Source organism: Bacillus sp. bc15, assembly GCF_900142585.1.
GTDB lineage: Bacteria > Bacillota > Bacilli > Bacillales > Bacillaceae_G > Bacillus_A > Bacillus_A cereus.
Genome location: NZ_FRBJ01000007.1, coordinates 31781 through 54192, shown reverse-complemented (window position 1 = coordinate 54192; position 22412 = coordinate 31781). Strand labels below are relative to the sequence as shown.

Here is a 22412-nt window from a genome sequence, read left to right as displayed (position 1 = left end):
GCCATTAGGGATTTATACCGATATCTCTAGTCCACATATGATTTGGAGTATATCTCATTTTAAATTTTATACCTTCCTCTTCATATTTTTAAATACTAAAGTATAATTTCTAATCTCATGTGAAAAATATACTTGTGAAAAATCTTACGTGCGGAGGGAAATTAGTGAAAAGTTCAAATGAAGTCTATACTTATCGTACAGGTGAAAAAATATTTTTAGATAAAAATCCAAATCAATTTGTAATACGAGCTCTACACGAGATAGTTAAAGAAAAATTAAATATAGAAAAGATAAAACTAGAGAAATCACCCCAACGCATCATGCATATTATGTTAGAGATACAAATACGGAATTCTTACTAACAGATTGGATTCTAGTAATGTTTCATGTTCCTTTTTCATTAAAAAAGTTAACGATTTTGCGAACCGTTATGGGTTAGTAGTAAAAGAAGCTTTTAATCATCGTGACTATATGTTTCAGTTTACTGAATTTACTGGAAGGAACCCTGTAAAATTAATTGTCCAATTAACTAAACAGGAGCCACTTGTAGAAGTAGCAGAACATGATTTAAATCGAAGAATGAAAAAATGTAATATCTCTCTCCCAACAGATGAGCAATATATAAAACAATGGCATTTACATACCTGATTCAACTACCCTGAATTAGCCCCCGCTCATCATCACGTTATGAGGAGGCTTGGAATACTTTAAATAATCTAGTAAGTTCAGGAGCTGTTGTTGGTGCTACAGACAATGGATGTAAAATGGACCATAAAGATTTTAATTCTCAAAATAAGTTTGCTTCTTGTGTGTATTTTAAAGGAGAGAATCTATTTACTAAACATGTAAGTGGTTCAAATATAAATAAAATGTACCAAGTAGGCGCTGACCATGGTACTTGCAGCTGAAGTTGATGCTGCACTTACTGTTGGTGTGACCTTCAGGCCGACTTATTCCTATAAAATGGGAATCACAAGGGCTTTTTGTGCTAATTTACAGATAGTAAAATGATAAAAGTTTTAAATTATATTGCTGATAAGATAGACGTTTTATCTAATTCTTGGGGAGGAAGTCCATATAATTTTTGGTCTCTTATGGTAATTAAACGTATTACGGAATTAGCTTTATCTGGAGAGCGTCGTCAAAAAGGAATCGTCTTTTTATGGGTAGCTGGGAATGAGAAAAGCCTCATTAATCATAGTTCTTCGGTCGAAATCCCTTACACTCAGGGATGGGAGTTTGATCCTAATTTTCATAAATTAATATGGAATCGTGTACATACATCTAAACATTTTAGAAATAATCTTGTAGGAATACCAGGTGTTATGCAAGTCGCTGTTTTGTCCAGTACTGCTCAGCGTAATCACTATTCTAATTATGGTACCGGTATATCTATTTCAGTTCCAAGTAACAATATACACCTTTATTCTTCAAATGAGGCTCTTCGTTTACCTGTGAAAGGACTTGGTATAACAACGACTACTGGTCGGTCCTGAAGACTCAACCGTAACAGACAGATTTGGAGGAACTTCTAGTGCTACTCTTCTAGCAGCAGGAAGAGCGTCTCTTGTCATTTCGTCTAATTCTGACTTAAGATTCCTAGAAGTAATATCTATTTTAAAGCGAACTGCTTTTAAAAATTTCAGCTTTGAAGGCTATGTAAAAACTCCTCCTGCAGTTTTTGATCGAGATACTTCATGGGATGTATCTCCAGTGTCACCTTTTTCAAAATCAGATTCCCCCTAACAAGTTAAAAAGTTATTATAAACAAACTTCAATAAAAAATGCCTTCCCCCTCTTTTTTATAATTCGATTTTTTGATTAGATGGATGTTATCTAAAACAGAATTATTTTTTGCATGTGCTTCGTGCTGATTCTTATAATTATTGTGTTTTTAGAGTAAATAATCACTACCCTTCTGTTGTCGACTTTCACATATCCCGATTAATCTCTCTTTATATTAAAAATAATTTATATAATGGGTCTTTTCATTTTCTATAGTGTAAATTTTTGTGTGGAATCTCTTATCTTATATTGATTGTGTCTTATACGAAACGAAACAAAAAAGTAAAGAAAAAAGCACATTTATATAAAACAACTTCTTTTTTGATATATTTTATTAAAGATTTCCATTTCAATTGTATTTATTTTTTTTCATATTAAAGACGAACAAAATCTCCTTAACTACCTTTAGACCTTTCATTATCTTGTCCTCAGGTTCTTTCTTAATCAGATTCGGATTACCCCTCTCTATTTGATTCGCAATCTTCATCACTGCCTTTTCTAGCTTCATACCGCCATGCCTGCTGAGTTCAATTAATTTCTAAATAACCATAATGGTACTGTCTATATATTGGCGTCTGCCACGATTATTCTTCTTTACAGCGAATTCCTCACACTGCAAGACTTCCATGTATTTTCTATAGATGCTATTACTTATTCCCAGTCGTTTGTATACTTCACTAGCAAAATAAACAATTTCATCCGTCTTAACGTCACGACACTTCCTAGTGAGAGTATTTCATGGTGGTTAAAAAAGTCTTGCAAATAAAAAGGCCCTGTTCAGGGCTTCTTATTATTTTTTTACAGCAAGACTATTCATAAATTTGCTAATAGTAGAATCTTGAAAGAAACGTAAATGAGAAGAGTTAATATCATACTACTTATCGATAATAATGAGGATTGGTGGAAAGAATTTAGATCCTTACTTTAGATTCTGGATAGTTTCGTTTTTTCATAATGAATGAATGGTTTGTATCCCCCTACAATGACAAGGAAGTAAAGAATCTTTTGGCTAGTTTTTCGTAGTGTCCTAGGTTGAGGGAAATATATATGCTTTGAGATATTGGCATCCAGATGACCATCTCTTCTTAATCATTTCATCACTGTATTATGACAAGTAACTGTATTCTTTAATCCTTGAAAATACAAATCGACAATATCATCACACGGATCATACCTAAAACGCTTCAGATTACTCAATATCGCTTTATCTCTATTTCTCATAACACAAGCAAAACAGACTTACTAAACGTCTTCTTATGGTGACAAGATAAGCATAAGTATTGTAGGTTCTCATGATTCAATGTGATATCTCGATTATCTATAGTCTCTGGTGCTATTTCAACAATATGGTCAAAGAATTACCCAGGTACTTCCTTCTAATGCTCGCGCATACCATCTAATGTTGTAGCAATGTATGACTCTCTGCATTTCTCCCATGCTGTTGACTAATAAAATTTCTTTGCGTATTCCTTTGCCATTCTTACCTACTACCTTCTATGTTAATAGGAATTAATTTGTCTAACTCCTCCTTATGGTAATCCCTAAAATACTGATTTTTATTGTCATACAGCTACCTAATACAACACATACTAACCCTAATAATATAAAAAACTCTGGTAACTCAAAGTGTCCGAGTATCATACATATAATTAAACCCATAGGAAATATAAGTAATTACATCCGAATTATAACTTCATTTTTCCTTGTTGTATAATTACTGACTAAAATATAAAAAGAAGTATCTCTGGTTCTAATTAAGGGTACTTCTTTTTATATCGTAAATCTAATAATAAATACATCCTTCACCAAGGAACGAGAAGTGAGTTGGTAGATATTCTGTTATAATTTTTATGCGACTTTTCATTTATCAATCCACACATATATAAATATATTTATTTTCCAGACCTAATTACTAAAAAAGTAATTTTATAAACACAAATACATTATACTTAACAGCCAATTATGAAAATTAATTTTTAATATAATCTCCACACCATTTTAAAAACACTACCTAGGAAATCTTCAAATTTATTATATAGGAAATTTGTGGCTTGTTAAAAACCTTCTGGCGGTTGCGGTATCCAATCCTCCCGTGTCATTGAAACAAATACTGGTTCATTGATGTTAATATTACGATTAACAATGTTCGCTAGCGTCGTAGTTTCATTAATTACTTGCATTCCTACCGTCGTAAACGTAACCGCATTGAAGATGTGCTTAGAAAGAAGGGGGTTTGTTAGAGCATGTGAAAATGCATCTACTGCTACCATTCTGCCGATTAAGGGAGGAACTGTCCCATTTATCTTTGTGTCTTCAGCGAATAAACCAATATACATCTCCATTCGATCAACCGTCTTATACAAATACTTTAGCTCAGCGATAACTTTGGAATCAGCTGTAATTTGTTCAAAGCTTGAAACTCGTGGATACGACATGACTTCCCTATAGTCGTTGTATGTGGCAAGACGGAAATCACGCCCCTGCTTAATACTACTTTTCTCCGCTTCATATAAAAAATCAGGAGTATTGTGCAGAGCTAAACGACCTGCAGCTTGTCGACTAGTTGTTTCGAATGCATATGCAAGTCCATAATTTATGAGTTTGGAATTATCGAACGCCATCTCCATTGTAGAATATTCACTAGATCCCCAAATAATTTTATCAGGTACAAGACTATGCCAGCGGTAAAGAAGATTAAATTCTGCTGGTATCCAGTTAGGACGGTTCCATTTTGCTGTCCATGCGACGTTCGGTTCTCCTCGAAATTTAAAATGAAAAGGAGCAATATGATTAATATATTCTTGAACAACCACTCGGATTAACGATGCAATACAAATGTTTCGAGAAATTTGAAATATCCGTTCGTCATCCCAATCAGGGTATGCTTGCTCTATTTCTCCACATATGCGATTATGCTCTCTTATAAATAGGGTGTTGACCATCGCTGTTTGAGCTGTAGAGTTCGCCCTATCTCCTCCAAATGCAAATAAAGTAGCACGCTTCTCAATTGGCCAATTGGATGGAAGCCTTATAGGTGTTGGCAAGTTAGCATACTCAGCTTTCTTCGTCACACCATCACTCTCGTATAAAAAAGGAGCATACTCTTCTTCAAATCCATCCTGATTTTTTAAAACTTGAGTCTTTAAGCGACCTCGACAGCCAATCTTGTTTGACATTTCTCTAATGGCGTTCGTTTGACATTCCGTCTGTCCATACACCTGTGAGAGATCGATTTCATGTGAAGAGGTAGTACGTTGTCTATTGTCATCTGCCGTTCTCAAGAAACCGTCTGTAAACCACTGTGCAAAAACTGGGAATAGGTTTGTCGATTTTTGTGACACCTTAATCCCACCTGTTCGCCGAAAAAGTTCAGTAACCTCAGACAATGGCGGGAGGTTTGATACGTTGCTCTCCGGCAAATATCTACTGTACCACGTCTTGTCTGTTAGTGTAGACCATGTAGTGTAGGGTGCCTTCAAACTAAGTGGAAGTGGCCTATTCCTCGTCTTATTAACAGCATTGTTAATGAGAATACAGTTTATGGCCTTCGAGAGTGATGATGATTGATTTATAAAGGACCAAGCTGGCTCAATATGTGTAAGAAGCCACGCTTCAACTCGGTTTTTTAGTCCATCTGAACTCTTGTCGCGTCGCGAAGTATTGATATGCGCTTCATTTTTATTAGCACGCGCATTGGCTGATGTATCTGAACTATTCATACATTACCCCTCCTGTCCTTGATTCCTTATTTTCCCGTCAAAATAGTGAAGCTTTCTGGAAAAGGCCCACCTTTAAAATCTATTTTGCCCGCTTCACCGCTCAAAAGCTTGGGAGTTATCTCAAGAAAAATTTGTCTAAGAACCTCCGGTATGGCTATCAAGCCAACATGTTTACCGAGGCATTCATGGTGCCCAAAACCAAAATGAAGGTATCGAGAACGTTCCCGATTAAGACGAACATTTAAAGGATCTGGAAATGCGTATTCGTCAAACATTGCAGAGCCTGTACAAATGACCGTTGGAGTTCCAGCTTTAATAGTAGCTTCTCCAGAAGTTCCTTGAGCAAGTGTAATATCTTGTCGACACACTCTAGGCACAAGAGTTGTAATCGGGTTAAATCGTAAGGCCTCCCATACAATGGCTTCAAAATCTTTCATTTCTGCTCTACTTGTCTGAATTGCGAGGTTTGTTAGCTTTGAACTTAAAAGTATCTGCTCCAACGCCTGAACTATAGCCTGTGACATTGTCTCTATAGTTCCTACCAAAAGGCCACATACGTTTGAAACTGCTCTCTCAAGAGAGATTCCACCAACATCGTCTTTTACCATCCGGCACAGACGGGACACAGGATCATTTGCTGAATTTGTTTGAGTAAGCTTAGTATTAATGAAACTCCTAACATAATTCTGCATCTCGAGTCCGGCCTTCACATTATCTGCATGCACAACAGAATCATTTCCTGGATTACGAAACATATCGTGTTGTGTGGCACGAGACCAGCGAAGCATCGTTGAATCAGCAGGTCCTATAAACCCGAAATAATTCTGGACAATCCTTAGAGGTACTAGTCTTCCTAAACTACTTACTACTTCCATCTTTTCGCCGGTATCATGAAGCGAATTCTTAGCAATCTGTTCCACTAAACTTCTTATTATTGGAAAATCATCCCACCGAAGTAGCGATCGCATTATCGATTTCTCATGCCAGTTAAGCTCCGTATTATCGTAACTTAACATGAATGGTCCCACCGAAGGGTCTATCTTAGGTCTGTATGGTTCGACTGTGAACACCTCCGGCTGATTTAATGCCTGAATAACGTCACTCCAACGAGTAATCATTGTGAAGGAGGGTGTAGAAAAAATTGGTCGGGATTTACGAAGTTCTGCATACATTGTACGCCAGTCAATACTTAGCCACTTATAAACCAGTGCAACTTTATCTGCTGGCGCCGATGAAGGAATCTGATTATATTCGGTAAGAAAACTCATATTTACCTCCTCTTATCTCCTTACTGCGTCATATTAATCGTGGAAAGCAATGTGTATATGTCTAACAATATTTATGTAATACATATAAATACTCAAATACTGAATCTTTTCTTCTGAATATAAGTTTGATGAGGAATTAACATTGTTTTCTTACCTCCTCTTTTCTCAATACTTTCCAATCCCTAGTTTTTACACTATCTCCGTTTTATACATAATACATAAATTTATTGTACCCACGATCATCTTAGCTCAGTACATACATGTAAACCATTGTTTTACTAGCATCTATGTAATATAATTATAGCTCTACTATTATAAAATCTTTACATTAGTTATTATGCCCATTTATTAGATTTTGATTAGTAAAAAACACCAAAAAAATTAGAGATTAATGAATATTGTTTCATTACGAATTAAATTTATCAGCAAAAATATATAAAGGTGATTAAACTTGACGAAATGTAAGTTATATACAAATAAATATCGTTAAAATAAATAAAATTTATAAAAAACTTAAGATATAACTTTTGCTAACAATGACATACTTCTAACATAAAAAGCTGATTTTCCAATTAAGGAATATCAGCTTTTTAATTTTTTATGAAATTTATAAATTAAATTGCCAGTTAGCCTAAGTACATTTCTTTATGACTTTCTTTACATAATAGTAATATCTAATTACAAGAATTAAACATCATATCAAAATCATTTTGCTTTAGGAATTAAATAATTATAAAATAAGTAATTCTTAGAAATAACTTATGATTTGAATCCTATATCGTCATTTATTATGTCCCATCTGTTTTATTTTTCATACTATTGCTGTTATTATATCGTTTAAAATAATCATTTACTGCTATTTTTCCAGATTCTATAAGTTCTTCCTGCTCGTCTTCTCCAATTTTAAAATCAATAGCTGACACACCTACTGAATTTATAAAAACGGTTCGATCAAAATCAAATTCACTTAATTGAGTATTCTCCTGGTTTTCCATTAGACTAGCCGTCAAATTCCAAATATAGTCAAAAAAACTGCTAATTTCATGATTTTTTGGTAAAGCCTTACCGCTAAAAATATCTATTACATCTTTTGAATCTACTCTAAATCCTAGTGTTTCTTTATTATATACATATTTGTTTTCTATAATTTTTCTATTTTTAATATCATATACATCTTGTAAACCATTTACTGTTTCAGTCAAAAATTTCTCTCTATCGAATAATCTTACAGGGTAATTTGACAACACCCCGCCGTCAACATAATAATCATCATGCATTTTCACAGCTTCAAAAAAGAATGGTATTGACATTGAAATTCTTATAGCTTCTTTTATTTTCATATCTTCATACTTTTCATTATCAGCCGAAAAAGTTTCCACTCTATGTGTAGATAAATTGGTGCCCTGTACATATAAATCTTTAAATTCTTTCATTTCTTTTAATTGCTTAAAGGTAATATCTTTATTATTTGTTTTAGTTTCAATAATTCCTTCTAACCACTCTACAAACTTATCTCCTTTAAAAAAACCATGCTTGTCACTTAACAACCTCACCGTATCTCCAATTTTTCCAAAACCACCATCCATAAATGATTCTAGATTCATCTCTTTCAATTTCTGTTGTGTTTCTTTAGCGGTATAACCTAAAGAAACAATTAAAGCTATAATTGCACCAGCCGACGTTCCACCAACCCGCTTAATATCTTTTAATACATTTCCACCTTCCAATGCTTCCAATGCTTCCAACACACCAACATACGCAATGCCTTTTACCCCTCCACCTTCAAATACTAAATTTTTAAATGGAAAATTCATACATTTACCTCCCTTATACAAAATTAATGAACTAGTCTATCTCCATTTAATATGTGTTACTGAGTTTTTTTTATACATTAACAAAAGGAATTTAACCGTTGAATATTTCTGTAATAAATTTTTTTATATAGTTAAGGCTATAATTTGAACACTAACTATAATAATACTTGTTAATCAACAAATAATATTTATATCGGAGGTTACTAATCATGCTCTTACCATTATTTTAGAAATTTCTTCAGGGCGACCTAATCCATCGCTTTTGAGATAATGAGGAAACAAACACTATTCTAAAAGAAATTGCTCTAAATCAAGAAATTATTACGCCTTATAATTAAATGGGAAAATTAGGATTTAAAGGCATAAACATTTCATTTACAGCTGACTATCTATCAAAAGAGTATACATTTCCTTTTTTTCAATATTGCAATAAATTGACTAATAGTTCGAAATACTTAGAAACAACTAAACGTATCTTCTTCCATTCACTTGTTTTTAAAAATCCTCTTTCAAAACCCTTAATTTCCATTTGTAAGTTTTGGTGGAAGTTCTTTAATGGTCAATTTAATAGCAATAGGAATATTAATTAACATTTCAATTTTTAATAAAATAAAGTTTGATAAACGTAATATACAATCTTTATATTTTTTAAATTTGACCACATTAATCAATCTATATTTAAAGAATTTCTAATTAATTTTCTAACTATATGAATATAAATATCTATGTTCACTTTAATACGAAAAAAGACAAGCATAAATTTACGCTTGCCTTCCGTTCTCAAAATCAATTACACCTAAAACAACGTGTGGTTAACCAAATCCAGATACTGTCTTCTAAGCCCTATTTTTTATTTTTCTAAAACAATTCCTGCTATTTCATTAGCATATTTTTTAGAGTCAAATTCATCATAGTTACTTAGTACTACGACAGACAAATATTCTTTTGGAAACCGCATGAAGTATGAACGATAACCTGCCCAGCTACCTGAATGCTCCAAGTATCGAAACTTAAAACCTTCTGCAACTCTCAGCCCAAAAGCATAATCTTCGTTTTCAATAATCGTTTCTCCAGCTGAAGAAATTTTCGGACCTATTTCGCTCATTCTTTTAACAAGTTCTTTTCCACCAACGGTGCCTGTAGTTAAATTTTCTCCCCATCTTACAAGATCTTCAACATTTGTATGAACTGCCCCATCACCTGTATGTTCCCAAGGGCTTTCATAGATTTTATATGTTCCTTGCTCATTCTTCGAATACCCACTAGTAATTGGTATAGTAGTTGGGTAGTAATCTACAATTGTTGTGTCTTTCATATGTAAAGGATCAAAAATACGCTCCTTTGTAAACTGAAGTAGAGACTTGCCACTTACCTTCTCTACCACTTGTGATAATAAAAAATATCCTGTATTGCTATACTCAAATTTTGTGCCCACTGGGAACCTTGCAATTTGATGACCATTTAGGTGTTTTAGTGATTCTTCCACAGTTAATGTATCAGTAAATTTAATATTTGCTGCTTCAGCCAATGCCATATAATCAACTAGCCCACCAGTATGATGAATTAGATGTCTCAATGTTACAGGTTCAGCATATGTTCCTATAAAAGGGACAAACTTTACAATTGAATCATCTAAACTCAATCTTCCCTCTTGTTCTAAGAGCAATATAGAAAACGCTGTAAATTGTTTAGAAACTGAGGCGATATTAAAAACGCTCTTTGTGGTTATCGGCAGATTTTCCTCTATAGAAGCTAAGCCAACTGTACCTTTATACGTTACTCCGCTATCAAAACTAGCAATATATGCAAAGCCAGGAGCTTTTGGTGAAAACTTTTTTAATAATTGTTTAATCGCTGTATGCGTCTTTTCATTATATGTATTATTCATCTTAATCACATCCCCTTTCTTTTAGATAATTAGAAATAGATTACCTTATTATCTTTCTCATATTGAGTCCAATTAACCTTCATATCCAATGTTTGATATAGGGAATATCTCAAGATATCTCATTTTAGTTTCCAAGGAAACCAAAATGGAGTATAATTATATTTGCACAATAGATATCGTTTACAAATCCATTGTGCAAATTCTTATATTAGCTCTTAATTACGTAAAAAAATGGAGGGCATGACATGGAAAATTATTATGATGTAGCGGTAGTTGGCGGTGGTCCGGTTGGACTTATGACAGCATGTGAATTAGCTATTCAAGGTGTAAAAGTTGTCGTTTTAGAGAGAAGATTAAATCGGATAAGAAATTCTAGAGCACTCACACTTCACCCCCGCTCCTTAGAATTAATGGCTATGAGAGGTATTGAAAATCGCTTTTTATCTAGAGGGAAGAAATTAGATACAAGCCATTTTGCTGCCCTAGATACAAGATTAAACTTTAAAAATTTAGATACCGATTTTCCATATACACTTTTTATTCCCCAATCTATTACAGAAGAAATATTAGAAGAGCGTGCGTTAGAATTAGGTGTAGACATTAAACGTGGTCATACTTTAAAAGATTTAAAACAGTATGAAACATTCGTACAACTAGAAATAGAACAAGGAGAAACAATATATAAAATAGAAGTTCCATATGTAGTAGGCGGTGATGGCGCAAGAAGTCTAGTTCGTGAGTTATCACATATACCTTTTAATGGAACAGATACAACAACTACCGCTATATTAGGCGATGTCATTTTAGAAGATGTACCAAATAACCCATTTTTTTCTACATCTAATATAAATGGGATACTAATAATGGTACCTATTGCACCTAATGTATTTCGCTTTGCAATTGTAGATCCTAAGAATCAGACAATACCTGTTCATGTTGCTGTCACAGAAAAAGAGCTTATAGATAGTATTTATAGTATTACAGGTGAACATATTCAAATTAAAAGCTCAATATGGCTTTCTCGTTTTGGAAATGCAACCAAACTAGCAAATACTTATCAACATAAACGTGTATTCTTGGCAGGTGATGCAGCGCATATCCATTTTCCTGCAGGAGGACAAGGTTTGAATGTAGGCTTACAAGACGCTTTTAATTTAGGATGGAAATTGGGACTCGCTATAAAACAAAAAAAATATGAAAGCCTATTAGAAAGTTATCATATTGAACGACATGCTGTGGGAAGACAATTTTTCAAGGAAGTACAAGCACAAGAACAATTAATGATAAACTTTTCAAATGCAGGTATAGAATTAAGAGAATTATTCTCGCATTTACTCACATACCCAGAGGTAAATCAAGATTTAGCTAAAAGAGTAAGTGGCTTAGGGGTTATATATTCCTCTATGCATACGAAAGAAAGGAATCCATTGATAGGGAAAAGATGCACAAATCTTACTATTTCTTCTCAAAATAAGAAAACTCATAAACTCTTTGAATTGATGCAAAATGGTAAATATATTTTATTAATACCTCCTTCTTATAAAGAAGAAATAGATAAAATGAACATTGATTCACACATAAAGGTGGTTGTAGGTGAAATACAGGATTCTCAGTTAAAAAATATAGTTGTCATTTTAATTCGCCCCGATGGTCACATAGCTTACATTGAGTATGACGAAAGAGAAAAATGTAAAGATTTGAAAATAAAGTTGAATGATTTTAAAAAACTACTATTTATGGCATGAAGTAAGAAATTTCTAGTATAAACATTAAAACAATAGAATTTCAAATACCCCCACAACTATCAGTGGGGGCATTTTATATTAAATGAATTGCAATTTAAACCAATCTTCTACTCAAACTGAAGCTTATTAATGAACCTCAATAGTATGTTTGAAGGTTGCTTGTCTTTACTAAGGACCCATCCATAAGAAAGAGGCTCAAGGTTAGGTACATCTAATACAATAGAAACCATTTCTTTTTGATTATTTAATAGATTATGTTTAAATGAATAATCCAATCCAATTGTAATAGCAAGTTCTTGCTTCACTGCATTTTCTATTGCTTGCGTATTATTAGAGATGAATAATATATCCACATTCCCATACTTAGAAAATAACTTATTAATGCTATCCCGAATGTATTCATCATCATATAAAACCAAATCCTGATTTACTAACTGTTCTGGTACAAGGATTTTCTCTAATGCAAGTGGAGAATTTTTATTAACTCCCACAACTATTTTAACGTCTATTATTTTTTTAAATGTAAAATTATTATGTCTCTCTCTAAACTTCTCTGATGATGCAATAAATCCAATATCAATCTCGCCTTGTTGAAGGTCTTCTAGTATTTTTTTATGATCTTTTTCATAAACCTTTATATTTACATAAGGATGCTCCTTTTTGAATGTAGAAATTATATTTATTAGTACATGCATAGGCCCAGGGATCGTCGCAATTCTTAACTCCCCGTTTAAAGTATGATTGTAGATTTGAGCTTCTTCTTTCAATTCTTTTACTTGCAGTAGAATATCACTAGCTTTTTTTATAATCGATTTCCCCTCGGAAGTCGGAACTGCCCCCAATCCTCGTGAACGTGCGAAGAGTTTTACTCCCAGTTCATTTTCTAACAAGGAAATAGATTGACTAATTGCTGATAAAGTAACGTGAGACTGGAGTGCAGCCTTAGTAAATGATCCAGTATTCGCTACCGCTACGATATACTCCATTTGTTCAAAATTCATCTTAATACTCCCTTTATTAAGATTTACTTAATTATTAGTAAATATATCTAAATTTTAATGAATTATAAATAGAGTTACAATACAGATAGTTGTTATTAATCTTTCAATTAATAACAATTTTGTATAAACACATTTAACATTCATTATATAAAAATAAAGGAGATGGATAACACTAAACCCGAGAAGAGTCGCTTTTATCACTGGTTGAGACAGAAGAATTGGTAAAGAAACTACATAAAAGTTTGCTCAAAAGGAAATCAAGTTGTAATAGCTAATTTTAATGTGGAGCTAGGTAATGCAACCGCTATAGCCATCCAGGAAAATATTGGAGGATCGATTGTTATAAAAACAATTGTTTCAAAGTTTAAAGGAACTGAGTGATTAATAGAAAAAACTGTTCAAGCTTTTGAAAGAATTTTCATTATGTTTAACAATGCCGGTATTGGCTATCCCACTGCTGTTTTAGAACATGACTTGGATGATTACCATCGTATCATTTATATCAATCAACACGGCGGAACCTATGGTATTATTGGCACCGCTAAAAAACGCGTGAATTACATCTTCATGGTGTAATTATTAATATTGCCTCTGTTTTTAGTTTTCTAGCATCAATAGGTACTTATGCTTATCCTGTTTCAAAGGGTGCTGTTATTATGATGACAAAATCAGCAACTTTAGAGTAAGACGATTATGGAATACGGATATTTGCAATTATTGATACACCTATTAGCTGGTATCCAGAGATAGCAGGCAATGCAACTAAAAACAACGAAAAATCCAGGATATGCATCATTTAAATAAGCATTATTAATATGATTAAAAACTTATTACTAAACAAAAAATTTATAGAAATACTATGATGTTTACTAATCAAATGGAAAGTAGGTATTATATATGTGCGGAATAGCGGGATGGGTTGATTGGTCAATGGACCTTTCTAAACAAAAAGAAACTTTAAAAAACATGACAAATTCTATTATACATCGTGGACCAGATGCAGAAGGATTTTGGTTCTCTAAACATGCAGCTTTTGGTCATCGTCGCCTTATTGTAATTGATCCTCAAGGTGGTCTACAACCCATGTTGTATAAGGATGGGGAGACAACTGTTTCACTAACATTTAATGGAGAAATTTATAACTACCAAGAGCTACGTATTGAACTAGAGCATTTGGGCCATGTATTTCAAACAAAATCAGATACCGAGGTATTATTACACGCATATCTAGAATGGAGAGAAGATTGTGTACAACACCTTAACGGGATTTTCGCCTTTGGTATTTGGGACGAGAAATTACAACGACTCATGTTAGCCCGTGATCATTTAGGGGTGAAACCACTCTTTTTTGCACAACGTGATAATTCGATTATCTTCGGATCTGAAATAAAAGTATTACTTTCTCATCCAAATGTACAAGCAGAAGTGGATACAGAAGGACTTTCCGAAATCTTCTGTCTTGGCCCAATGCGAACACCTGGTCATGCAGTATTTAAAGATTTACATGAAGTGCGCGGAGGACACTACATTCTGTTTACTTCTAATAAAACTGAAAGTAAGCAATACTGGAAGCTAGAAAGCAAACCACATACAGATGATATAAATACTACAGTTAATACAATTCAATCTATTTTAGAGGATACAGTGAAACGACAATTAGTTGCCGATAGACCCGTGGTTACAATGTTATCAGGAGGTTTAGATTCCAGTGGTTTAACTGGATTAGCAGGAAATGAATTCAAACAAATCGGAAAGACACTTCATACTTATTCTCTAACTTTTACAAATGAAGAACGAGATTTCGAAGAAGATTTTCTTCGCCGTGATCGGGATGAACCTTGGGTACAACGTGTATCTGAGCATGTTGGAACACAACATCATTCTTTTGAATTAGGATCTGAAAAGCTCATTGAAAATTTATTAATTCCAATGAGGGCTCGTGACTTACCAGGTGTTGGGGAACTTGAAACATCTTTGTATCTTCTCTTTAAAGAAATGAAAAAAGATGCTACAGTAGCCCTTTCAGGAGAATCAGCCGATGAAGTTTTTTCTGGATATCCTTGGTTCCATCAAGAAGAGTTTTTAAAAGCGGATATTTTCCCTTGGAATGTAAACTATTCTTATATTACAGAAATTTTATCAGAAGACTTAAAAACAAAAATAAATCCTATCAACTATCAAAAACAACGTTTTCAAGAAGCTGTAAATGAAATACCCTTTTTAGAAGGAGAAAATGATTTACAAGCAAAACAACGTCAAATGTCTTATATGTTTATTACGCGATTCCTACCTTTTATGTTAGAGAGAAAAGATCGTACTAGCATGATGACAGGTTTTGAAGTACGTGTTCCATTTTGTGATTATAGACTGGTTGAATATCTCTGGAATGTACCGTTTGAAATAAAAAGTATCGATAATATTGAAAAGGGAATTTTACGTCGAGCTTTCCAAACTGTTCTTCCCACAGATGTATGTTATCGTAAAAAAAGTGCATATCCAAGTACAAAAGATAACGCCTATTTACAAGGAATTAGTGTATGGATGCTAGATGTATTAAACGATAATACCTCTCCTATTCTACCTCTTATTAACGTAGAAAAGGTTCGTGCAATTGCACTAGGTACAGATGAAATCATTACTGGTAATGAGGCTAGAGGTTTAATTGATTATCTACTTCAAGTGAATAGCTGGCTTCAAGAATATCAAATTAAACTTATCTAAAATATATTCGATAGATAGCAAAGTAACATTTTATATATGTCGAACAATTAAGATGGATCCCTGCCATCCCTTGTTCGAAGCCAATTCATCTCCCGCCTACTCACTGGGCTGTAACCCTTCACGCTCCTTGAGGAAGGAGTCTTCTTGGCTAAAATGATAAAAACCGTAAAGATTAGAAATCTTTACGGTTTTTATTTGGATTATTTACATGCGTTGCGTATTCGGATTTATATAGTTATTCTGAATCACTTTATTTTTAAAAATTTAACTTCATTAGATTTATTTAATTGTAGCCTCCACCTTTATTTGTTCTTTTTGGGTATTGTTATCTATAGCTATATATATTTTTTCAATTTTATAGACGGTATTTCTTGGCAATAATAATTCGTATTGCCCTGGATATGCAGTCAAGTCATCTGAATTCATATAAGCACCATGAGTCCCAGAGCCTACCTTAAATTCTGTCATAACTGGTCTTGTTTTGGCATATCCGGCATCAATAAGTATAGAAGTACTTATATATCCAAACTCAGTTATTGTTTTTCCTTGGAATTTTTTTTGTATTTCCTTGAATTTCTCCCTATCAACCTTGCCATTTTTTATTATGGAATTATCATACTCCTTTCCAAAAATCCATGCATCATCCCCTCGATACACTTTTATATTGTCATTCATTTTTGCCTCTTTTCTATTTAATGCTTTATCTAAGGATTCAATTTTTTTCTTCATTGTAAGATCAGAATCTAATTTACCCGCATGCGTTCTTAAGAATTCATTATACGGCCTTGCATTTTTTGTATAATCTCTTATGGCAGATTTCTCTTCTTTACTCCACTTACTAAATTGTTTTTTTCCCCAAGCATCAGCTTCTTCTTTGTTTGTACACAGCTTATATTTGTCTACATTATTACAGTCCTTGGGCTTTGACGGTATATTTCCTATATATTTTGATGTAAATTGAAACGTCACATTATCATTTGGCTCAGTCATCGCAAATGTAGAGGTAGTACCACCAAATACAGTTAAACCTAATGATAGAATAGTAGCTATAGCTAGACTTTGTTTTTTCATACTAAAACTCCTCTTATTCTGTATTTTTTTAAAATTAAAGGTTTCCATTCTCCAAAACTATGTTTATATAGATCCGTAGAGCTATCATGACTATGAACTTTTACAAATGGGTAACATAGTCATAAAACAATAGAAAAGTATTATTATAGAAATAGTATTCAATTCAAAGAATAAACTACCCCATTAGAACTCGTACCTTAATAGTTATTCCTATAATTTACCCCTGGTTATTTATTGTATATAAAGTGAAGTGCGCATTGTATTGAATGGGAAATTAATAGAGGTTTTTTGATATTCAAATGTCCCCTGTTGATGTCCAGATGCATCCCACTTATAATACCAACCAACAATTGGGTTGCCGCCAATTACAGTTGAGCCAATACTCTTTACTGCTGAACCATTCATTTTTGCAATCGGATTTTGTCCATATCCAATTTCTTTTGTGTAAATATATAGGTAACTTCCTCCATGGTTCCTTGTTGTACTAAAGCTATTAGTATTGATTGTCTCTACCCCACCTTGCTCAGACTCTACTTGTACAACATTTAAGGAAGACAATGGTGCTGCAGGACCAGCAGATGCCTCTGTTGCCATTCCTAAACTTACAAATGTAGTGATTGCTAACGACGAAATCCCTAATGCTACTTTTTTAAACATAATAAGATCCCTTCCCTCCATTTATTGTATATCATCACAAACATAACTTTGTTTCCTAAATATGTAAATATCTTGAAGTTGTAGAAATATAAAACAGAATATTCTGTTTTATATTTCTACAGCTTTATCAACACAAGAGATAGGCTTTTCGCCTTTTTACGTAGATCGTATTATGGGCATGTCTAATTGTTCATCCTTTACTACTCTGTGGGATTAGGTTATCAAATTGATAAATTTAACAATTTATTTTCAAGATATTTATTAACTAGAGTATTATTAATGAAAGAACCATTATAGGGATAAGGAAACGATTCTAGGTATGAAGTGTCACTATTGGCATTAATTAGAAATAAAAAAAGAACTTTATTCAAGTTCTTTTAACCAATGAGACTAGGTGGTCTAGCTGACACCTCTAATTTGACATATTTCTTCATTGTAAATTCTCTTTTTCCTTTTAATCCATTAAAGTGTGTAGTTTTATAGACATACCGCCAACATTTTAACGAGAATATAAGCTAAGCAAGATTTCACATAAGAAAACGTTACTTTATTTCTTATTCCTATAAGAAATCACAGTGTGCAATCCAATCATTTGTTGTACTATTTTTAGCAAAATAAATTCCGCCACCATGAATCATCTTTAAATGTGCTTTTGGATCTTCTGTTATTTGAAAAACAAATTCATAATCCGCCGGCCATTGGATGCCTGATTGGGCAAAAGAAGCATAGCCACCTAATTTATGTATGTAATAATTTTCTTCAAAAATATCCTCGTAGTATTCAATATCAATTGTGTTTTCAAGTTCTAAAATTCTATCTTGAATGTTGTTTGGAAAATCTTCCGTATCCCATTGTGGAAACTCATCAGTTACTAATCTAGGGATTAAGGGAAAAGGTTTTAGATTTGGAAACGTAAGTGACATCTCATTGGGTACTAGTTCCTCTAAAGAATCATAATCTCTAATACAAAAATTCCTCGATAAGTTGGACAAATCTTTAGCAAAGTTTGGAGAGAGAAATACTGCGATGGCTTTCAAATCTTTTACTGCTTCTGGAAGAAAAGGTATTTGAGTTAAATTAAGCATCATGATCGCATACATTTTTTCTCCATAGCGGTCAATTGGGTAAGTTTCATTTGGTAATGAATAGTGAATCTTTCCAATCCAACTTTCATTTATAGATAAATCGGGCCTTTTTCCTCCTGTTTGAAAGATAGTTGCTCTTTTTCTTAGGATATTTTTTATTTGATCTATTTCCAAAGTATTTCTCCTCCTAAATTTATATTTTGTTTTCTCTTGATTTCATTTAATAATGATATTGTATCAATATTGTGAGTTTTTTGTTATAACGATTCTTTTGAAGGGTGCTGTTAGCGGCAATTTCACGTATCTTTTTGTGGTTTTACTGTCAATTTAAAACAAATTTGTAATGTTGTAAGTCCTTTCAATTTGCAAAACTACGTGATATATTTTTAACATATAGAGCGAAATATATCACGTAGGAGGATTGTATGAAAAATAAAATGGCTTATTTAGGATTTATCGGTTTTTTAGGGTTTTTGGCACCTTTCTCATTTTTAGGTGATATTACGTGGGCAGGTCTCCTATTCAATTTCTTTTTCTTCTTTGCATATGCAAAAGTGGTACCAGATGAGCTTTTTATACTACATGTTCGCATCTCTGCTACAAGAGCTTTTTTCGTAGCATTGGTGCTAGGTATCATACTAGTTTTGAGTATATTTATTTTTGAAAATCTACATATAATCCGTTTCCTTGTTATTATTTCAGTTTTTGCACCATTAGGTACCTTCTTAATTAACTTAGAAATATTTGAGCGTAGGGAAAAGAAAGGAATGCAAGATGCCACTTAAGACTCGAATGAAAGAATATAGAGTAAAGTTAAATATGTCTCAGGAAGATTTAGCTAATAAGGTTGGGGTTAGAAGAGAAACAATTGGCAATCTCGAAAACGGAAAATATAACCCTTCATTCAAACTTACTTATGATATCGCAAAAGTTTTAGAAGCGCCTATCGAGACTCTGTTTTGGTTTGAAGAATAGAATAATTCTAGTACAAGTAAGTCAACTTTTGTAATTAATATATTCATGTGTTTTGATCAATTTTTTCATAAAATCTACAATCAGAATTTGAAAATTGGAATCTATTTTGATTAATTTTTTTCAAAATAGATTCTTTTTAGTGTTAATTCAATACGGATTTTCAAAGCATTTAGGGGCACGCCACATCGCTATCAAGCTGACAAAACAAAATATCCCCTAAAACGAAAAAGAGATGAAGAAAATAATAAAAAGCTTATCATTATGTATTAAAAGATAAGCTTTTTTGTCTATACTTATTAAATTTTATTGGATTTATTCCATGCTATTACAATAATAAAATATTGAATACCAAACAAAATAGTAATAAGTAGAATAAACTTAATACATATTAAGATCCATCCAACAATATCTTGAGGTAATTGATTATGATATGTAGTGTAGGCTACACCAGAAAAAGATAAAATAAGAGTATAAGATAATTTAGCTTTTAATTTTTGTTTTAATTTTTCCTTGTTATCGATTTCTGGTTCGTAAACACCAGCTAAAATGGATCTAATAAAGAAGAATACTATATAACAGATAATGATACCAAGAGCTGTAGCCCATTCTAGAACCGGTCTTTGTAAGTATACGCCCCTTATTATTAAATCTAAGAAGGCTAGCAATAAAACCACAATTCCAGATTGAGCCCAAATTTTCATTTCGATTTGTTGAATTCTTTCATCTGAATGTGTACTGAGTGAAAACAAATTTTTAAATTTTTCCATTCTATTTTTCCTCCCAAAATAATTCATCTAAAGTTTTATCGAGTGATTTAGCTATATCAATACAAAGCTTTAAAGATGGATTGTATTTATTAAGTTCAATAAGGCCAATTGTTTGTCGGGTAACATTTACAAGCCCAGCTAATTTTTGTTGAGTTAGCCCCTTTTCTGTTCTTGCAATTTTTATTTTGCTTACTGACATTAAATGCACCCCGTTTGTAAAGGTAATCTTTACTTTTTATCTTATATTCTATATATTAAATTATAAACAAAATAAATGAAATATATATTTTACATTAGGACGTATATAGATTGCTTTTATCCTTTCTTTTTCCATTTCTATTATTTTTGTCTCTAAAACTATCTCACAAAGTTAAAAAACAAATTATGATTCTGGTACTGCGCATATTTATGGGAGCTTTGTAACACCTATTACATCAGTTTATAAGCCAGGATTATTTGTAGATGTTATGAAAATTGATAAACATAATTATTATGGTGGCAGCTTTAAAATTAAAAAATAATAAAAGTTAATTTCACTAATGATAATATTTTTGATATGATCAATGTATAATAAAAACATAACTCATGTAATAGTCTAGGCGGTATACTTAACCAACGGCCGCTTAGTTAATGAGTTATACCCCTTAGAAAAGGTACCTTGCAGCAGGGGTGCCTTTTCTTTTATTTTTAGTGGTAAATTGAAGCTATATAGTTAAAAAGTATAATGATTAAATTGTAATTGAAGTGAAGTATGTATCCCATATGAATATTTTTAAATATTAGAAAGAAAATCATTTGAGCGATAGCTGGTATTCCAATGATAGTTAAACATTGTACCCAATTATTGTTATACGTAGAGAGATGGAGTAATCCAAATGAGCTTCCAGACAATATTAAAGAGATTGTAATAGAAGCTATGGGGCTTATTTTGAAGGAACGTATGATCTTATGCCAAAAGAACAATATAGATACAAACATAATGTTTTCTCCGATTAATTGAATTGCAACCCCAGGTGTTTTGTGAAGCATATTAGTAATCCCTTCATTCCCAATAGGATTAGATGTTCCTTTGAATGTTGTAAAAGATATTAGTACGGCTAAAAATAACAACATAATAGCATAAATAATAAAAGCACATAAAAAAGAAATTTTTAGCTGCTGGAAAGTGATTTTTTTAGAAAACAAGGATCTTTGATCCCGCATTATAAATAGGAAAACTAGTGAAATAGGAAAAGAAAAATAAAGTGATTTAATTATGTATTGCATTAGTAAATCTAATTTATTTATATAATTAAGCGTAAATGAAGGGAAAGGTATGTAAACTGTAATAATGCAAAATATGACAAGTATTAGAAACTGCAGATACGTTTTAGTTTGCACTAAGCAATCTAAATATGTGTTGGCAGCACTTAATGCCTTTAAGCTCTGCTTAAACTCTTTAAAAACTGCGTTCATAACACTCCTCCATTTGTATAACAGTAAATGTTTTTACTTCATCATCTTATATGCCATTCTTCCCTTATTGTATTAAATGTAATCTTATCTCTACACACATCATAAAACTTCACGTACCGTACTTATTAATTACATTTAAAATATAGTCACCAAGGGGATTTCTATACAAAAAGAAAAAGCATCCCTCCGGATGCCTAACTTACCTTATTTATTAAATACATTTTCATCATGATGATATAAGGGATACTTCCAAAGGAATTTCTTCATTCTCCGTTCAACCCACCTAATAAAACTAGTACTTAGTTGCTGTTCTTGCAACCAATCTTGTAATTTTCTATATTCATACCAATATGTTTCTTGGTTTTCTTTAATAGACTCTAAATAGTTTAATTTAGTTGTAAAATATAAAAGTTATTCTAAAGTTGATTTTACAAAAAGTATATTTAATATATGTAAGAATA

19 protein-coding genes and 5 pseudogenes are annotated in these 22412 nt (G+C 32.5%); 9 read left to right on the top strand and 15 right to left on the bottom strand.

The window, feature by feature from the left end:
* Window positions 1-164: 164 nt before the first annotated feature.
* From BUA87_RS31930 to BUA87_RS31920, 3 genes are all read left to right on the top strand, one after another.
* Window positions 165-362 carry a hypothetical protein gene (locus BUA87_RS31930; protein WP_072940651.1) on the top strand — a complete coding sequence of 66 codons (198 nt, stop codon included), beginning with the start codon at window positions 165-167 and terminating at the stop codon, window positions 360-362.
* 4 nt (window positions 363-366) lie between these two features.
* A complete protein-coding gene (locus BUA87_RS31925; protein ID WP_072940648.1) occupies window positions 367-648 on the top strand; it encodes a hypothetical protein in 282 nt (93 codons plus the stop codon).
* 359 nt (window positions 649-1007) lie between these two features.
* Window positions 1008-1496, top strand: coding sequence for a S8 family serine peptidase (locus BUA87_RS31920; RefSeq protein ID WP_072940646.1), 489 nt, complete (start codon window positions 1008-1010; stop codon window positions 1494-1496).
* 713 nt (window positions 1497-2209) lie between these two features.
* Here the strand turns inward: BUA87_RS31920 and BUA87_RS31915 are convergent.
* The 6 genes and pseudogenes from BUA87_RS31915 to BUA87_RS20920 form a co-directional block, all read right to left on the bottom strand.
* Window positions 2210-2479: pseudogene (locus BUA87_RS31915) on the bottom strand (hypothetical protein); the annotation flags it as partial.
* A 96-nt stretch (window positions 2480-2575) separates the two neighbouring features.
* Window positions 2576-3006: pseudogene (locus BUA87_RS31910) on the bottom strand (hypothetical protein).
* Window positions 3003-3131, bottom strand: coding sequence for an HNH endonuclease (locus tag BUA87_RS31905; RefSeq protein WP_255285305.1), 129 nt, complete (start codon window positions 3129-3131; stop codon window positions 3003-3005). Before BUA87_RS31905 ends, BUA87_RS31910 begins: the two are co-directional and overlap by 4 nt.
* A 708-nt stretch (window positions 3132-3839) precedes the next feature.
* Window positions 3840-5504: a peroxidase family protein gene (locus tag BUA87_RS20930; RefSeq protein ID WP_083530676.1), complete on the bottom strand. Its 1665-nt coding sequence runs from the start codon at window positions 5502-5504 to the stop codon at window positions 3840-3842.
* Between the two features lie 26 nt (window positions 5505-5530).
* The gene (locus BUA87_RS20925; RefSeq protein WP_072940644.1) at window positions 5531-6772 is read right to left on the bottom strand and encodes a cytochrome P450; all 1242 of its coding nucleotides are present in this window, start codon (window positions 6770-6772) and stop codon (window positions 5531-5533) included.
* A gap of 788 nt (window positions 6773-7560) precedes the next feature.
* A complete protein-coding gene (locus tag BUA87_RS20920; RefSeq protein WP_072940642.1) occupies window positions 7561-8586 on the bottom strand; it encodes a patatin-like phospholipase family protein in 1026 nt (341 codons plus the stop codon).
* A gap of 516 nt (window positions 8587-9102) precedes the next feature.
* Here BUA87_RS20920 and BUA87_RS20915 point away from each other — a divergent pair.
* Window positions 9103-9219 (top strand): annotated as a pseudogene (locus BUA87_RS20915) (FtsW/RodA/SpoVE family cell cycle protein); the annotation flags it as partial.
* Window positions 9220-9436: 217 nt separating this feature from the next.
* On the opposite strand, the gene BUA87_RS20910 reads toward BUA87_RS20915, so the two are convergent.
* Complete coding sequence (locus BUA87_RS20910) at window positions 9437-10474, bottom strand: serine hydrolase domain-containing protein (RefSeq protein ID WP_072940640.1); 1038 nt, start codon at window positions 10472-10474, stop codon at window positions 9437-9439.
* A 245-nt stretch (window positions 10475-10719) separates the two neighbouring features.
* Between BUA87_RS20910 and BUA87_RS20905 the strand changes: the two genes are divergently transcribed.
* Complete coding sequence (locus BUA87_RS20905) at window positions 10720-12219, top strand: FAD-dependent oxidoreductase (protein ID WP_072940638.1); 1500 nt, start codon at window positions 10720-10722, stop codon at window positions 12217-12219.
* 107 nt (window positions 12220-12326) lie between these two features.
* On the opposite strand, the gene BUA87_RS20900 is transcribed toward BUA87_RS20905, so the two are convergent.
* Entirely contained in the window at window positions 12327-13220 is an 894-nt protein-coding gene (locus BUA87_RS20900; RefSeq protein ID WP_069604263.1) for a LysR family transcriptional regulator, read from the bottom strand.
* A gap of 897 nt (window positions 13221-14117) precedes the next feature.
* Here BUA87_RS20900 and asnB point away from each other — a divergent pair.
* On the top strand, window positions 14118-15941 hold the full coding sequence (asnB, locus tag BUA87_RS20890) for an asparagine synthase (glutamine-hydrolyzing) (RefSeq protein ID WP_072940636.1): 1824 nt from the start codon (window positions 14118-14120) through the stop codon (window positions 15939-15941).
* A gap of 279 nt (window positions 15942-16220) precedes the next feature.
* Here asnB and BUA87_RS20885 read toward each other — a convergent pair whose 3' ends face one another.
* The 3 genes from BUA87_RS20885 to BUA87_RS20875 form a co-directional block, all read right to left on the bottom strand.
* Complete coding sequence (locus BUA87_RS20885) at window positions 16221-17012, bottom strand: ADP-ribosyltransferase (protein WP_000744855.1); 792 nt, start codon at window positions 17010-17012, stop codon at window positions 16221-16223.
* 231 nt (window positions 17013-17243) lie between these two features.
* The gene (locus BUA87_RS20880; protein WP_000475218.1) at window positions 17244-17669 is read right to left on the bottom strand and encodes a DUF4879 domain-containing protein; all 426 of its coding nucleotides are present in this window, start codon (window positions 17667-17669) and stop codon (window positions 17244-17246) included.
* A gap of 560 nt (window positions 17670-18229) precedes the next feature.
* Window positions 18230-18928: a DUF1963 domain-containing protein gene (locus tag BUA87_RS20875; RefSeq protein WP_072940633.1), complete on the bottom strand. Its 699-nt coding sequence runs from the start codon at window positions 18926-18928 to the stop codon at window positions 18230-18232.
* A gap of 251 nt (window positions 18929-19179) precedes the next feature.
* On the opposite strand from BUA87_RS20875, the gene BUA87_RS20870 reads away from it, so the two are divergent.
* Window positions 19180-19539, top strand: a complete 360-nt coding sequence (locus BUA87_RS20870; protein WP_000791799.1) for a DUF3796 domain-containing protein — start codon at window positions 19180-19182, stop codon at window positions 19537-19539.
* The gene (locus BUA87_RS20865; protein ID WP_001128814.1) at window positions 19529-19729 is read left to right on the top strand and encodes a helix-turn-helix transcriptional regulator; all 201 of its coding nucleotides are present in this window, start codon (window positions 19529-19531) and stop codon (window positions 19727-19729) included. Before BUA87_RS20870 ends, BUA87_RS20865 begins: the two co-directional genes overlap by 11 nt.
* A 296-nt stretch (window positions 19730-20025) precedes the next feature.
* Here the strand turns inward: BUA87_RS20865 and BUA87_RS20860 are convergent, their stop codons facing one another.
* Window positions 20026-20496, bottom strand: a complete 471-nt coding sequence (locus tag BUA87_RS20860; protein WP_072940631.1) for a DUF6773 family protein — start codon at window positions 20494-20496, stop codon at window positions 20026-20028.
* A 1-nt stretch (window position 20497) separates the two neighbouring features.
* Complete coding sequence (locus tag BUA87_RS31900) at window positions 20498-20695, bottom strand: helix-turn-helix transcriptional regulator (RefSeq protein WP_071715030.1); 198 nt, start codon at window positions 20693-20695, stop codon at window positions 20498-20500.
* A 175-nt stretch (window positions 20696-20870) separates the two neighbouring features.
* On the opposite strand from BUA87_RS31900, the pseudogene BUA87_RS20850 reads away from it, so the two are divergent.
* Window positions 20871-21017, top strand: a pseudogene (locus BUA87_RS20850) (DUF5065 family protein); the annotation flags it as partial.
* Window positions 21018-21183: 166 nt separating this feature from the next.
* Here the strand turns inward: BUA87_RS20850 and BUA87_RS20845 are convergent.
* Together BUA87_RS20845 and BUA87_RS31895 are read right to left on the bottom strand one after the other, a co-directional pair.
* A complete protein-coding gene (locus BUA87_RS20845) occupies window positions 21184-21951 on the bottom strand; it encodes a hypothetical protein (protein ID WP_071715031.1) in 768 nt (255 codons plus the stop codon).
* A gap of 204 nt (window positions 21952-22155) precedes the next feature.
* Window positions 22156-22359: pseudogene (locus BUA87_RS31895) on the bottom strand (hypothetical protein); the annotation flags it as partial.
* Window positions 22360-22412: the final 53 nt, after the last annotated feature.